At 60.4% G+C, this 13,673-nt stretch carries 13 protein-coding genes; 6 read left to right on the top strand and 7 right to left on the bottom strand.

Going from position 1 to position 13,673, the window contains the following annotated elements; all coding sequences use genetic code 11:
- Positions 1-57: 57 nt before the first annotated feature.
- The 4 genes from ssuD to CFB10_RS05405 all read right to left on the bottom strand — a co-directional run bounded on the left by ssuD (position 58) and on the right by CFB10_RS05405 (position 2,970).
- Positions 58-1,227, bottom strand: coding sequence for an FMNH2-dependent alkanesulfonate monooxygenase (gene ssuD, locus CFB10_RS05420; protein WP_020012001.1), 1,170 nt, complete (start codon positions 1,225-1,227; stop codon positions 58-60).
- A 168-nt stretch (positions 1,228-1,395) separates the two neighbouring features.
- Positions 1,396-1,593 (bottom strand): hypothetical protein, encoded by a 198-nt coding sequence (locus CFB10_RS23985; protein WP_020012002.1) that lies wholly within the window; start codon positions 1,591-1,593, stop codon positions 1,396-1,398.
- Between the two features lie 169 nt (positions 1,594-1,762).
- Positions 1,763-2,293, bottom strand: a complete 531-nt coding sequence (locus tag CFB10_RS05410; RefSeq protein WP_244559853.1) for a YeeE/YedE thiosulfate transporter family protein — start codon at positions 2,291-2,293, stop codon at positions 1,763-1,765.
- A gap of 74 nt (positions 2,294-2,367) precedes the next feature.
- Positions 2,368-2,970 (bottom strand): alpha/beta hydrolase, encoded by a 603-nt coding sequence (locus CFB10_RS05405; RefSeq protein WP_026363989.1) that lies wholly within the window; start codon positions 2,968-2,970, stop codon positions 2,368-2,370.
- Positions 2,971-3,368: 398 nt separating this feature from the next.
- On the opposite strand from CFB10_RS05405, the gene CFB10_RS05400 reads away from it, so the two are divergent.
- Positions 3,369-4,439, top strand: coding sequence for an LLM class flavin-dependent oxidoreductase (locus tag CFB10_RS05400; RefSeq protein WP_020012004.1), 1,071 nt, complete (start codon positions 3,369-3,371; stop codon positions 4,437-4,439).
- Positions 4,440-4,499: 60 nt separating this feature from the next.
- Here CFB10_RS05400 and CFB10_RS05395 read toward each other — a convergent pair whose 3' ends face one another.
- The 3 genes from CFB10_RS05395 to CFB10_RS05385 all read right to left on the bottom strand — a co-directional run bounded on the left by CFB10_RS05395 (position 4,500) and on the right by CFB10_RS05385 (position 8,423).
- Positions 4,500-5,678, bottom strand: a complete 1,179-nt coding sequence (locus tag CFB10_RS05395) for an acyl-CoA dehydrogenase family protein (RefSeq protein ID WP_020012005.1) — start codon at positions 5,676-5,678, stop codon at positions 4,500-4,502.
- Entirely contained in the window at positions 5,675-6,706 is a 1,032-nt protein-coding gene (locus CFB10_RS05390) for an ABC transporter substrate-binding protein (RefSeq protein WP_026363990.1), read from the bottom strand. Before CFB10_RS05390 ends, CFB10_RS05395 begins: the two co-directional genes overlap by 4 nt.
- A 109-nt stretch (positions 6,707-6,815) precedes the next feature.
- Positions 6,816-8,423, bottom strand: a complete 1,608-nt coding sequence (locus tag CFB10_RS05385; protein WP_020012007.1) for an ABC transporter substrate-binding protein — start codon at positions 8,421-8,423, stop codon at positions 6,816-6,818.
- Between the two features lie 272 nt (positions 8,424-8,695).
- Between CFB10_RS05385 and CFB10_RS05380 the strand changes: the two genes are divergently transcribed.
- From CFB10_RS05380 to CFB10_RS05360, 5 genes are read left to right on the top strand one after another with little or no spacing between them, the layout of a single operon-like run.
- A complete protein-coding gene (locus tag CFB10_RS05380) occupies positions 8,696-9,685 on the top strand; it encodes an ABC transporter permease (protein WP_020012008.1) in 990 nt (329 codons plus the stop codon).
- Positions 9,682-10,677 carry an ABC transporter permease gene (locus CFB10_RS05375; protein WP_020012009.1) on the top strand — a complete coding sequence of 332 codons (996 nt, stop codon included), beginning with the start codon at positions 9,682-9,684 and terminating at the stop codon, positions 10,675-10,677. The genes CFB10_RS05380 and CFB10_RS05375 overlap by 4 nt, the downstream gene beginning before the upstream one ends.
- The gene (locus CFB10_RS05370) at positions 10,674-11,672 is read left to right on the top strand and encodes an ABC transporter ATP-binding protein (RefSeq protein ID WP_020012010.1); all 999 of its coding nucleotides are present in this window, start codon (positions 10,674-10,676) and stop codon (positions 11,670-11,672) included. Before CFB10_RS05375 ends, CFB10_RS05370 begins: the two co-directional genes overlap by 4 nt.
- Positions 11,650-12,585 (top strand): ABC transporter ATP-binding protein, encoded by a 936-nt coding sequence (locus CFB10_RS05365; protein WP_026363991.1) that lies wholly within the window; start codon positions 11,650-11,652, stop codon positions 12,583-12,585. The genes CFB10_RS05370 and CFB10_RS05365 overlap by 23 nt, the downstream gene beginning before the upstream one ends.
- 18 nt (positions 12,586-12,603) lie before the next feature.
- Positions 12,604-13,659 (top strand): aldo/keto reductase, encoded by a 1,056-nt coding sequence (locus CFB10_RS05360; protein WP_020012012.1) that lies wholly within the window; start codon positions 12,604-12,606, stop codon positions 13,657-13,659.
- Positions 13,660-13,673: the final 14 nt, after the last annotated feature.

Genomic DNA, 13,673 nt, shown 5'->3' with positions numbered 1-13,673 from the left:
CGCCGCCAGGATGTCTGCCGAAACCGAAGAAGGCATAAGCCGCCTCCCGTCGATGGATCAGGATCCGGACACCAGCTTGACGTTGCCGCCATGACCGCCGCCGCCGAAAACCTGTTTCGCGCCGAAAGAGGACCGTATCTGGTTACGGGGCCCACCAAGCCCGATTTCCGGAAACAGCAGTTCGGATAGCCGATAGGCTTCTTCCAGATGCGGATAACCCGAGGCGATGACGGTATCGATGCCCAGCGCCTGATATTCCCTGAGCCGCGCCGCCACCGTCTTCGGCGAACCGACCAGCGCCGTGCCTGCACCCGAACGGACAAGACCGATGCCCGCCCACAAATTCGGGGAGACTTCCAGCCGGTCGCGCCGGCCATTGTGCAACGCCCGCATTCTCGCCTGCCCGACGGAATCCGAAGCCTTGGAGAAAGCCTCCTGAGCGGATGCGATGGTTTCGTCGGAAAGCTTCGAGATTAACCGGTCGGCATCGGCCCACGCTTCCTCGTCTGTTTCGCGAACGATGAAATGCAGGCGTATACCGAAGGTGACCTCCCGCCCCTTTTTGGCGGCGGCGGCGCGCACCTTGGCGATTTTTTCAGCCACCTGCGCTGGCGGCTCACCCCAGGTCAGATATTTGTCGGTGATACCGGCCGAAAACTCGATGCCGGCATCGGAGGAACCACCGAAATAAAGCGGCGGTCGCGGTTCCTGCACCGGCGGCAGGCCGAGTTTTGCGTCCACCGCCTTGATATATTTGCCGTCGAGGTTTCCCTTGCCGGTTTCAATCAGCGAATTGAACACCTGGAAGAACTCGCCGGCGTGATCGTAACGCTCGTCATGGGGCAGGAAAATACCATCGCCGGCGAGTTCCTGGGCGCTGCCGCCGACCACGATATTGAGCAGCAGCCGGCCATGGGAAACGCGATCAAGCGTGGAAGCAAGCCGCGCATAATAGGCGGGCGAAGCGACGCCCGGGCGGATGGCGACGAGGAATTTCAGCTTTTCGGTATAGGCGGCGAGATTGGCCGCAAGAATGAAGGATTCTTCACAGGCGACCCCGGTTGGAATGAGCACACCGGAATAACCGAGCCGATCGGCGGCCTGGGCTATTTCCCGGAAATAGCCGGGATCGGCAGGGCGCGAAAGATCATCCGAACCTAGATAGCTGCCATCGCCTGAGGTGGGTATGAACCACAGAAAATCGAGTGGCTTATCGGGTGTGCTCATCGGCAGGTCCTTTGCAATCTGCCCTCGGGCAATGCGATTTGATGATAAAAGGGTAGCCAATTCCCCGGCGCGTTTAAGAAATTTTGTTCCAATTTCCATCCGGCGAAGAGAGTTTCTCTCCCCGATAAACGGCGCTCTGAAGGGGAAAGGAGCCTTCGTTAATGGTCGTCAGAAGACCGGATAAAGGCCGAGCATCGCAAAGTTCATTTCGCAGATCTCTTCCCGTTCGAGTTCGAGATCGCTTTTCTCCTGCCTGATGCGTCCGGAATGATCCAGAGGATGAAGACTAACCTGTTCCTCGCCACGCGGCTGGCGCCGGGTCAAACCGAACAGATCGAAAGTAAACGCATGAAGTCCCTGCGGCATGTGCGCCTCCTTTGCTCAACTCCCTTATCCTCGGGCGACGGTCTGAAATCGTCAATATTTTCCATAAAATTACTATTCTATAATTGGAGGATGACCGGCAAATGTGGACTACGGTTGCGGCGACGGGAAAAAATCCGTTTCCGGCCGCCGAGAATGGGCCGTCGCCGCCTCATCTAACCATGGTGATAAATTTCAAGCGTCCGGCCCCATGGCAAGGCAAACCGGCGCTTGAGAAAAAGGCCGGCAAATGCGCCCAAACCGCAAAAAACGAGAAACACCCAGCCGGAAAGCGCGCCCGCATGGATGCCTGACAAAACACGCCAATAGTGCAGCCAAGCGCGGTCATGCCGCCCCAGCCCATCAGAACGCCACCGGCAAACCGTGCCGCCAACCCACCGGCGGAAGGCCATGCGGGCTGAAATTTCCCTGCTGAAAGCACGGAAGCGAGACTCGCGAACATCAGTCCCAGGATAAAAACGCCGTTCGGCGACAGGATCGCTGTTTTAACGGCGCTGATGCACCCTCGCACGGTGTCTAGTCCCGCAAGCGTTTCCGACGCCCAACCCGCCGCACCCCCCGTCATTCTGACAATGCTGCCGAGTTCGGCCGTCACCCCGAGCGGTGCGATACAAAAATAGGAAAAGGCGCTGATGGCCGCGCTTCGAAGCGCCTGCCGCAGCCGGCTTGTAAATAATGCCAAAAATCGAAAAGAGCGATAAACCGACCGCCATCTATCGCGTTTAGCAAGGAAGGCTGGAAACCCCCGGTCTTTCTCTAAAAATGCGCGTCGCCCAGGGCAGTCAATCTGCGCAGTCTCGATCCGGCCACCGCCTTTGCAGGTGCGCCATCCGCCTTCAACCGCTCGAGAAGAGCATAACCCTCAGGCCATCGTCCGTAACCGCTGGCAATATTGATATGTCCGACGGCGCCGAGATTGATGAGGCCGCTTCCCCACAGGCTCGCACTGCGCGAGAGCTCTTCGGCATCCATATAGGGATCGTTCATGCTGCCCACGACGAGGCTGGGGAAAGCAAGCGGCTGTTGCGGAAACGCGCCGAACCGGACGATACAGGGATGCATCGCCTCCACGCGGTCGAGATGAGCGGGTGCAACCAGAAGCGCGCCCTTGATTTTAGCAGCAGAGCGTCGAGACCCCATATTCGCCACCAGCAGGCAACCGAGGCTGTGGGCGACGATATAAGCGCTGTCGACTGTCGCCAGCGCTGCCTCGAGACGGTCAAGCCAGTCCTCAAGAACCGGGCATTGCCAATTGTCCTGATCGACCAGTTGCGCTTCGGGATCATCCAGCAACCAGTGCCGTTGCCAATGTCCTTCATCCGAACCATTCAGGCCGGGGACAATCAAGGTGGTACACATGCCTGCTCCGTGAGTTGTGGGCGGTGTATGGCAAGCATGGTGAATTTCGCGATTCCAGTCGACTATTGCCTTGCTCACCTTTCGGACGCAGGAGAAAAATAGATCCAGACTATTTCGGTAGAGCAGAAAATGCTTTCTCCTTGATGGGGATAATGTCGATGAGAGGGAATCATTTCCTCAAATTTTTTATATAGAAAATATGTGCAATATAGTCTTTCCAGACGGAAAGCTTTTCCCCTGCCGGATGACAAAAGAAACGTCACTGCTTGGCCGGGCCGCCGCCGCTTTGCCATTCTCGCACCAGTGGAGGCTTGCGCCTCCGCGAGCCCCAGTGGTGAAGGCAAAACATCGGCAGAGCCATTCCACCGCAACATAAAACGAAAATTCAGGCGGATAATGTGAACAGCACGAGCGAATTTCTCTGGTACATCCCCAACGACGTCAAACCCGGCCACCGGGGCGACGCCGTCAGCGAAAACCACAACAGTCTCGATACGTTGACGAGCCATGCCAGGGCGCTTGAAGCCCATGGCTGGAAAGGCGCGCTGATCGGCACCGGCTGGGGACGTCCGGATACGTTTACGGTGGCGGCAGCACTTGCGGCGCGCACCACCACATTCGAGCCGTTGATCGCTATCCGTCCCGGCTACTGGAAGCCGGCCAACCTCGCATCGGCCGTCGCCACGCTCGATCAGCTTTCCGCGGGCCGGGTGCGGATCAACATCGTCTCCGGCAGGGATGAGCTTGCCGCCTATGGCGACGAGGAAGGTGATCAGGCGCAGCGTTATGGGCGCACGAAAGAATTCATGCGGCTGGTACGGCGGCTCTGGACCGAGGAAAACGTCACTTTTAATGGCGACCATTTCCGGGTGACGAACTCCACCGTCTCGCCACGTATCGCCGCACGCGAAGGCCGACCGCATCCCAAACTCTATTTCGGCGGCGCTTCCGAAGCAGCCGAGCAGGTTGCCGCAACCGAGGCCGATGTGCAGCTTTTCTGGGGAGAACCGCTCGCCGGCGTGCGCGAACGGATCGAGCGGCTCAGACATTTCAGTGAAAAGCTCGGCCGCGATCTGCCGCCGCTGCAATTCGGCCTGCGGATCACCACGCTGGTGCGCGAAACCACGGCCGAGGCTTGGCGCGATGCGGAAGCGAAAGTTGCCGAGATGGCCGCAAACAACGGCGTACGCTGGAACGACCACCTTCAGGCCGTCGCTGTCGGCCAGCGTCGCCTGCTGGATCTGCACCGTCAGAGCGATGTACTGGACGACAATCTCTATACCGCGCCAGGCAAATTCGGCGGCGGCGGGGCGGGAACCACATGGCTTGTCGGTTCGGCGGAAGATGTCGCCGCGTCCCTGCGCAAATACCGCGCGCTTGGCATCACCCATTTCGTGCTTTCCGACACGCCCTATCTCAAGGAAATCGAAAGGCAGGGCGACAGCCTGCTGCCGCTGCTGCGGGATTGATTGGCGTGGCTTGAACATGGGCGGCCCGCCTCAGACAAGGCCGCCCTGTTGTTTCATTGATCAGCCACCCGCCGCCTTGATGCTCTGTCGGCCGAGAATCGTCCGGATCATATGGCTCTGCGGCGCATGCGCCCTTGCCGTGATCGCGTCTCGGTGGTGGCGTTCAAGATTGTAATCCCGGCGCAGGCCGCGATTGCCGCCAAGCTCCAGCGCCAGATCAGTCACCGCCACCGCATTGTCGATCACCACATGGCGAACGGCCAGCGCATCGGTTCCCACCCTCTCGCCCGCATCGATGTCGCGGGCGAGGGAGAGAAGCAGGCGCCGGTTCGCCGCCAACAGCACCTCGATCTGGCCGAGACCTTCCTGAATGCGCGGGATGGAGGACAGGGGTGCGCCAAGACTTGCCGGAACATGGCCGTTCAGGTGGCTCAACAGATCGTCCCGCGCCGACAGCGCGACACCGTGGTAGACGGAAGCCAGCAGCACGAAGAAATTATAACCATCTGCCTCATCGCGCCGCAGCGGCTCGTCCGCCGGCTGTTCGGCAACGATATCGGCAAGCGGCACCTTCACCTCTTCCAGCACCAGATCATGGCTGGCGGTGGCATACATGCCGGTCGCTTCCCATGCTTTTTCCTGGGCGATGCCCGGCGCGTCGAGCGGCACCAGAAGCTGGATGAGGCGCGGCGTCTCTTCCGTCGTCACGGCAAGCACGATCGCCCATTTCAGACCCGGCAGGCCAGTGACGAAGCTCTTTCGGCCATTAACCACCCAGAAATCGCCCTCGATCCGCGCCGTCGTCTCCGGCAGGCCGCCATGGGCCGGCGAGCCAACGCCCGGCTCCGCCTGCGCATTGTTCAGGAGCGCCCGCTCCCTGTTGTTGGCGGCCAGCACCTTTGCCGCAAGCGCTGCCGGCCACTTGTCGCGCCGGATGGCCGCGTGAACGCTGTAATGCATGGCAAGGATGAGGGCGGTGGACGGATCGCCCTTGGCAATGGCCGCGATGACGGCATGCGCCGTTTCCATGCCCTCCCCCCAGCCGCCGTCGTTTTCAGCCGTCACAAGTCCGAGCAGGCCCGATTTGAAAAGCGCCTCGAAATTGCCGGCGGCGAATTCGCCGCTTTTGTCATGGTCCGCCGCTGTCAGGCTGAAATCTTCGGCGAGCGCGGTTGCGACGGCAACGGGGCTGGATGACTGCTCCAGCGCGCGGGGAACGGCGGATAAAGCGCCGCTCATGCCACCGCCCTTTCACTGGCCGTGACGAAACGCTCATCGATCCACGCACCGAGATCGAAATCACTTTCAAGGAAGCCCCATTGGTGCAGGAAATCCTTGTAATGGCCGACAGCGGCGACGAGGTCCGCATCAAGGCCGAGGCCAAGATGGCGGTGAACATCCGGGCCGTTGGCGGCGAGAACCTGCTCTTCGGTCGCACCCGCCTCGCGCGCAATGAAACGGCGGGTCTCTTCCGGGTGCTGCTCCGCCCAGAGCGAGGCTTTGGCAATGGCGGCAACCAGCCGCTCCACCAGATCGGGGCGCTCATCGGCAAGCCGTCCGTCAACCGTCAGCACGCGGGGAGAGCCGGAATTGATGCGTATCTTCGGATCTGGGTGAAAACCGAATTCCGCCACCTGCACGGCGCCGATCAGGTTCGCGGCGGCAATGCCGGCCGTTCCCTTGACGAAAATCGCGTCGACCTCGCCCCGCAGCAGCGCAATGATTTCTTCACCGAAGGATTGCCGGCGCTTAAGGCCGAACAGCGACGGCCCTTCCTGCGAGGCCAGCACTGAATCCTTGATGACGATGTCCCTGAGCTCGACATCCTCGACCTTCAGCCCTTCCAGCGAAAGCGCCGAGACGATACCCTTCAGCGCCGTCGCGCGCATGAAATCAACGATGCCCTCCGGCCGGCGCGGCACACCGAAACGACGGCCGACGAGATCGGCAAGCGAACGGATACCGGTTTCCGGCAGGGTGATGATTGCCTGAAACTCATCCGTCCAGGTAACCCCGATGAGACGCGTATTGCGCCCTTCCGAGCGGGCGCGGATGGGAGGCACATTGCCGCCATGGCGGAAGGACCATTCCAGCGTGTGGTTGAAATGGCTCTGGCGAACCGAACGGTCAGGAGAATCGATGATGGATTTCAGCGTTATGCCGGCCTCCTCGAAGGTCTGCTCGAGATAACCGAGCTGTGCCGCCAGCCCCACGGGGGTGGGCACCGGGCAGCGTGTGTACCAGATTTCGGAAAGTGTCGTGCTCATGGCTTTGGCCTCAATGAAAACGATGGCGCCGGAAGCGATGCTGCGGCACCTGTCGACTGAAGGGACATCCCGGCCCGCACCAAAGGGCGAGCCGGGTTTGGCGAGACGATCAGGATGCGGCGATATGCGCGAAAGCGAGGCTTCCCGCCACGCCTTCTGCGCCGATGGTGTGATCGGAAATGCGCTTGTTGAAGATGGTAATCTCGGGTGCTGCGACGATATCGATTGCCGGCACATCATCGACGAGAATCTGCTGGATTTCCTTCCATTGCGCGACGCGCTTGTCCGGATCGATCTCGATGGCTGCGGCCTCCAGCAGCGCATCCACCTTGGGATTGCTGTAAGCCGCACCATTGGAGAAGGGTACGCCCTTCTTGAAGTTCTTGGACCAGTAAAGCCGCTGCACACCGACAGTCGGATCGAAGAGATTGCTCATGCCCTCATAGGCAAAATCGAAATCGCGATCCGTGTAGATGCGTTTGGTATAGGTGGCGAAATCCTGCGTCCGCACCGTCACATCCACGCCGACCTTCGCCAGCGCCTGGCGAATATAGTCCGCACCACGCGGATAGGCTTCGGTGCTCGGCACATAATCCAGATTGAGCTTGAAACGGATGCCATCCGCGCCGCGCTTGTATCCGGCCTCATCCAGCAACGCTTCCGCCGCCTTCAGATCGATCGGATAGGTTTTCAGATCATCCACGAACCATTTCGTCAGCTTCGGATTGATCGGGCCGGTGATCGTCGCGCCATAACCGTAATTAACCGTGTTGAAGATGACGTTGCGGTCAATCACATGCGCGAAGGCGCGGCGAACGCGTACATCCTTGAACACGTCCTTTTCGAGGTTGAATTCCACGCGGCTGATCGAGTTGGTATATTGATAGCCATTGGTCTCGAAGCCGAGGCTCGGCAGTTCCTTCAGCCGGTCGAGATCGCTATAGGCGACCGGCGTGCTGGGGGCGAGATCGATCTCGCCGGTTTCAATGGCAATCGCGCGGGCAGAAGCGTCAGGAATGAAGCGGACGATGAGCTTGTCGAGATAGGGACGCGGCGCATCCCAATAAGCGGCATTGCGCTCAAAAACGATATGACTGCCGCGCACCCACTCCTTGAACTTGAAGGGTCCGGTGCCGATGGGTGCAAGATTGACCGGATTTTCGGTCACCTTCGTACCCTCATAAAGATGTTTCGGCACGATTGGCGTTTCGGCCGCCGCAAGCGCCGTTATGAGGTACGGTGCGGGTTTGGAAAGAACCAGAACCGCCGTCAGTTCGTCCGGCGTCTCGACAGCAATGAGATTCAGGAATGTATTGCGGCCGCGCGGATGCACTTCCTTGATGGTATTGATGGAGAATGCCACATCGGCGGAGGTGAAGGGCTTGCCGTCATGCCATTTCACGCCGGGCCTCAGCTTGAAGCTGTAACGAAGGCCATCCGCGCTCACATCCCATGATTTGGCCAGGAGCGGTTTGGGATTGAGATCGAAATCATAGGTCAGCAGCCCTTCGGTGACCTTGGGCGATATATAGACGGAATTATAGGCCGTGTGCGCAATCGTCGTCAGTACCGGCGGCTCCGACGAGATCAGTAGCGTGGCAGTGCCGCCACGGGCCGGCTCTGCGGCCTCTAGCTTCAGCCCTGGCAACGACACCACACCAAGCGCCACCGACGCCAGCAGAAATCCACGCCGCGTCGTCTGGTTGAAAACAGTCATTCGATACCCTCTCCTTGATTGAACCGGCGAAAAACCGGCAAAACTCAACAGTTGCGCTTAGGAAGAAGTTTGTTCCGCAGACGAGAGCGCGTTTGGCATGAAGAACCAACCATTCTCATAAATAGGAATTATCTTTTCTTTATGGCGCTTATTTCCGTAAATTTCAGAAAATAATTCTATTACTCTTTGACAAATTCCATAAAATTAGTCAACTAATACCAATACCCCAACGGGCCCCGATTTCATGATTTCACGCTTACGGACTGGAGCCGATGTCGAATTCGAAAAGGATTTTATCGCAGGCGAGGCGGGTGGCCATTCAGGCCATTCCGACGGTTCTCGGTATCGTCATTCTGAACTTTTTCCTGCTACAGCTCGCGCCGGGTGATGCGGCCGATGTGCTGGCGGCGGAAGCGGGTTCGGCGACGGTCGAGACCATGGCGGAAATCCGCAATCGTTTCGGACTGGACCTGCCCGTTCTGCATCAGCTGATGAATTATCTCGGCAATCTCGCGCAGTTCAGCCTCGGCTTTTCGCCCCGTTACGGCATGCCGGTGGCCGATCTCATCGGCCAGCGTCTGCCGGGCACGCTCGCGCTGATGGGCGCGGCGCTTGGTATTGCGATTTTCGTCGGCGTGTTCCTCGGCTCCATCATGGCGCTGTTTTCCGGCAAGCTGCCGGACCGGATCATTTCGATCGGATCGCTGATCTTTTATTCCGTGCCGGGCTTCTGGATCGGCCTGATGCTGATCCTGACCTTTTCGGTGAAGCTCGGCTGGCTTCCGTCCGGCGGTGACAGCACCATTGGCAGCAGTCTTACCGGTTTTGCAGCCTTTCTCGACAGGCTTCGCTATATCGTTCTCCCTGCCCTGTCGCTGGCGCTTTATTTTCTCGCCATCTATGCCCGCCTCACCCGTGCGGCGATGCTGGAAGTGAAATCGCAGGACTATGTACGCACGGCCCGCGCCAAGGGCGTTTCGCCGATCAGGCTCACCACACGCCATATCCTGCGCAACGCGCTCATCCCCATCACCACCATGGCCGGCATGCACATTGGCGGCCTGCTCGGCGGCGCTGTCGTGGTTGAAACCGTCTTCAGCTGGCCCGGCCTTGGCCGTCTTGCTTTCGAAGCCGTCATGGCGCGCGATTTCAGCGTGCTGCTCGGCATTCTGCTGCTCTCTTCCCTCGTCGTCATCATCGTCAATGCGGCCGTGGACCTGTTGCAGGCATGGCTTGACCCCCGCATCGGAGAAAGCCGATGAATTCCTCCCATACGTCAGCGGTTCTCGACACGGCCGAACTCGGCGCTGAAGAGACCAATCCCAGACCGAAAAAGCCGGAAGAAAAAGTCTGGCCCTATATCCATGCGCCGGATGCACTTTCGGCCCGCTCCGTCTCCGTGCCTCGGCGCGGCCTGCGGCGGGAACTGAAGATTTTCCTCACCAATCCCAACGCCATCGTCGGCCTGCTGTTTCTCGCCACCGTCATCATCACCGCACTCATCGCCCCCTTGATCTACCCGGGTGATCCCCTGGAAATGGTGGCCCGCCCGTTCCTCTGGCCCGGCCAGAATGCCGCCTATCCGCTCGGCACCGATTCCATGGGCCGGGATGTTTTGGCCGGCATTGTGCACGGCGCGCGTATCTCGCTCACCGTCGGTGTCGTGGCGACGCTGATCGGGCTGACGATCGGCATCGCCGTTGGCGCCTTCGCCGGTTACTTCGGCGGTGTCATCGACGATATCCTCGTGAAGCTGATCGAAATCTTCCAGACCCTGCCGAATTTCGTGCTGCTCGTCGTGCTCGTCGCCATCGCTCAGCCCTCCGTCACCACGGTCACATCGGCTATCGGCATCATCACCTGGCCGCTGGTGGCGCGCCTTACCCGCGCGGAATTCCGCGCCATCCGCGAAAAGGACTATGTGCTCGCCGCCCGCAGCCTCGGTTACGGCCATGCGCGCATCGTCTTTCAGGAAATCCTGCCCAACGCGCTACCGCCTATCATCGTCACGTCCTCCGTCATGGTGGCGGGCGCGATCCTCATGGAAGCAGCCCTTTCCTTCATGGGGCTTGGCGACCCCAACCGCGTCTCCTGGGGGTCGATGATCGGTTCCGGCCGCGATGTCATCCGCACCGCCTGGTACTTGACCGCCCTTCCCGGCCTTGCCATCGTCTTCACCGTCATTTCGCTGAACCTCATCAGCGACGGCCTCAACGATGCGCTCAACCCCCGTTTTTCGGAGGAACGCCGATGAGCAAACTGATTGAAGTCCATGATCTGTCCGTCAGCTTCGGCTCGGCCCAGCCTGTAAAAGGCGTCAGTTTCGACGTCAGCCCGGGTGAAATGCTGGCCATTGTCGGCGAAAGCGGCTCCGGCAAATCCCTGACGGCGCTCGGCCTGATCGGCCTCCTGCCATCAAACGCCAAGACGGGCGGTCGGGTTCTGCTCGAAGGCCGCGATCTTCTGCCGCTTTCCGAGCGGCAATGGCGCGGCATTCGCGGCCGCGATATCGGCATGATCTTTCAGGAACCGATGACGTCGCTGAACCCGGTGCTGACGGTCGGCGAACAGATCATCGAGGTGCTGCGCATCCATGAAAGGATCGACCGGTATCAGGCGCGCAAACGCGCAATCGAGCTTCTGGAACTGGTCAATATTCCCGACGCCCGCCGCCGGGTGGATGATTATCCGCATCAGCTTTCCGGCGGCATGCGCCAGCGCGTCATGATCGCCATCGGCGTCGCCTGCAATCCAAAACTGCTGATCGCCGACGAGGCGACAACCGCGCTCGACGTGACGATACAGGCGCAGATCCTCCAGCTGCTCGACAATCTGCGCCGCGATCTCAACATGGCCGTCATCCTCATCACCCACGATCTCGGCATCGTGGCCCAATGGGCCGACCGGGTGATGGTCATGTATGCCGGCCGCAAGGTGGAGGAGGGATTGCCGGAACCGGTTTTCTCGAACCCCTACCATCCCTATACGCGCGGTCTGCTTGCGGCCTCTCCGCGCGCGGAAGATGGCCAGCATTATCGCGACGGGCCGCTCATTGAAATTCCGGGTTCCATCGTTTCCGCCACGGGGGAGCGCGGCTGCGCCTTCCGACCACGCTGTCCGAGCGCCCGCGGTTTCTGCGGGCAGTTCGTACCGCCGCTGCGGCATATTTCGGAAGGTCGTTACGCCGCCTGCCCCTTCGTTGCTCCCACATCCAAGGAAGTATCCGATGACGCTCTTGTCAGTGCATAGCCTGTCCACCCATTACACGGGCGGACGCGGCACCGTGCGCGCCGTCGATGACGTCTCGCTCAATATCGAAGCGGGCGAGACCGTGGCGCTCGTGGGTGAATCCGGCTGCGGCAAATCCTCGCTCGGCAAGTCGCTGATGCGGCTGGTCGAGCCGTCTTCGGGCCGGATCACCTTCAAGGGCGCCGACGTCACGGCAATGACATCGTCCGAACTGCGCGGCATCCGTCGCCGCATCCAGATGATCTTTCAAGACCCCTTCGCCTCGCTCAACCCGCGCCAGACGGTGCGCACCATCCTCACCGGCCCGCTGAAGGTGCATGGCATCGGCGACCGGGCGCGCCAGCGGGAGATTGTCGAAGCCATCGTTACGCAAGTCGGTCTGCCAGCGGATTCGCTCGACCGTTATCCGCATGAATTTTCCGGCGGTCAGCGCCAGCGCATCGGCATTGCCCGCGCGCTCGTTCTGGAGCCGGAACTGGTCGTCTGCGACGAGCCGGTCTCGGCGCTCGATCTGTCGATACAGGCGCAGATTCTCAACCTTCTGGTGGAGATGAAGAAGCGGCTTTCGCTCTCCTATCTCTTCGTTTCCCACGATCTGTCCGTGGTGCGTTATTTTTCCGATCGCGTGCTGGTCATGTATCTCGGCAAGATCGTCGAAAGCGCACCGACATCGGAACTCTGGGCGTCGCCGAAACACCCCTATACCCGTGCGCTTCTCGCAGCCGTTCCCGATCCCGCTCGCCGCAAGCAGGCAGCCCCCATTTCCGGTGATCTGCCGAGCCCGCACGACCCGCCATCCGGCTGCCGGTTTCACACCCGCTGCCCGCTCGCCACCGATCTCTGTCGCGAAAAAGCGCCGGACTACACCCTTTTCGGCAAGAACCACGCCGTGGCTTGCCACCATACCCAATAAACTGAAGGAGCAACCATAATGGTCGACTATCGCTATCTCGGACGCAGCGCGCTGAAAGTTTCACCGCTGAGCCTCGGCACGATGATGTTCGGAGGCCCGACGCCGGATGACGTGGCGTTCCGCATCATCGACAAGGCGCGCGAGCAGGGCATCAATTTCATCGACACAGCCGATGTCTATCACGACGGCAAGTCGGAAGAAGTTGTCGGCCGCGGCATCAAGGCCAGTCGCGATCACTGGGTTCTGGCGACGAAATTCGTCAACTCCCATACCAAGGGTCCGAACCTCGGCGGACATTCGCGCAAGTGGGTGATCGAAACAGTCGAGAATTCGCTTCGCCGCCTCAACACCGATTACATCGATATTCTCTATTTCCACCGCGCGGTCTTCGACGCGCCGCTGGAAGAGCCGGTGCGCGCCATTGCCGATCTTATCCGTGCAGGCAAGCTGCGCTATTTCGGCGTTTCGAACTTCCGCGGCTGGCGCATCGCCGAAATTTCGCATCTGGCCGATCAGCTCGGCATCGACCGGCCTATCGCCAGCCAGCCGCTCTACAACATCGTCAACCGCACGGCGGAGGCCGAGCAGCTGCCGGCCGCCAATCATTATGGTCTTGGCGTGGTGTCCTATTCGCCGCTCGCACGCGGTGTGCTGACAGGCAAATATCAGCCGGGCGAGCAGCCGGGCGCCGATACCCGCGTCGGCCGTGGCGACAAGCGTGTTCTGGAAACGGAATGGCGTCCGGAATCGGTCGAAATCGCCCAGAAGGTTGCGGCGCACGCCGCAGCGAAGGGCGTTTCGGCAGCGGATTTCGCGCTCGCCTGGGTGCTGAACAACAAGTTCGTCACCGCCGCGATCACCGGCCCGCGCACCGAGGAGCATTGGGACGGCTACGTTCGCGCCCTCGATGTGAAGATCGATGCGGAAGATGAGGCGCTGGTCGATAGCCTCGTCACGACAGGCCATCCCTCCACACCCGGTTTCAACGATCCGAGCCATCCCGTTGAAGGCCGCGTGCCGCGCAATATCGAACCGGCACACCGCCCGGCGCTGAAGCCGCGCGCTGTCGCCTGATCGTCCACAGACGA

Source organism: Agrobacterium sp. 719_389 (assembly GCF_900188475.1).
In the GTDB taxonomy this organism is placed as follows: domain Bacteria; phylum Pseudomonadota; class Alphaproteobacteria; order Rhizobiales; family Rhizobiaceae; genus Agrobacterium; species Agrobacterium radiobacter.
Note: the sequence above shows the minus strand (reverse complement) of the source record. Positions and strands in the feature narration are given on the sequence as shown.

Coding starts and splice junctions, on each gene's coding strand:
- CFB10_RS05395 (WP_020012005.1), bottom strand. CDS start 5,678: ATGAGCGGCGCTTTATCCGCCGTTCCCCGCGCGCTGGAGCAGTCATCC.
- CFB10_RS05375 (WP_020012009.1), top strand. CDS start 9,682: ATGAATTCCTCCCATACGTCAGCGGTTCTCGACACGGCCGAACTCGGC.
- ssuD (WP_020012001.1), bottom strand. CDS start 1,227: ATGAGCACACCCGATAAGCCACTCGATTTTCTGTGGTTCATACCCACC.
- CFB10_RS05405 (WP_026363989.1), bottom strand. CDS start 2,970: ATGTGTACCACCTTGATTGTCCCCGGCCTGAATGGTTCGGATGAAGGA.
- CFB10_RS23985 (WP_020012002.1), bottom strand. CDS start 1,593: ATGCCGCAGGGACTTCATGCGTTTACTTTCGATCTGTTCGGTTTGACC.
- CFB10_RS05370 (WP_020012010.1), top strand. CDS start 10,674: ATGAGCAAACTGATTGAAGTCCATGATCTGTCCGTCAGCTTCGGCTCG.
- CFB10_RS05360 (WP_020012012.1), top strand. CDS start 12,604: ATGGTCGACTATCGCTATCTCGGACGCAGCGCGCTGAAAGTTTCACCG.
- CFB10_RS05385 (WP_020012007.1), bottom strand. CDS start 8,423: ATGACTGTTTTCAACCAGACGACGCGGCGTGGATTTCTGCTGGCGTCG.
- CFB10_RS05380 (WP_020012008.1), top strand. CDS start 8,696: ATGTCGAATTCGAAAAGGATTTTATCGCAGGCGAGGCGGGTGGCCATT.
- CFB10_RS05390 (WP_026363990.1), bottom strand. CDS start 6,706: ATGAGCACGACACTTTCCGAAATCTGGTACACACGCTGCCCGGTGCCC.
- CFB10_RS05365 (WP_026363991.1), top strand. CDS start 11,650: ATGACGCTCTTGTCAGTGCATAGCCTGTCCACCCATTACACGGGCGGA.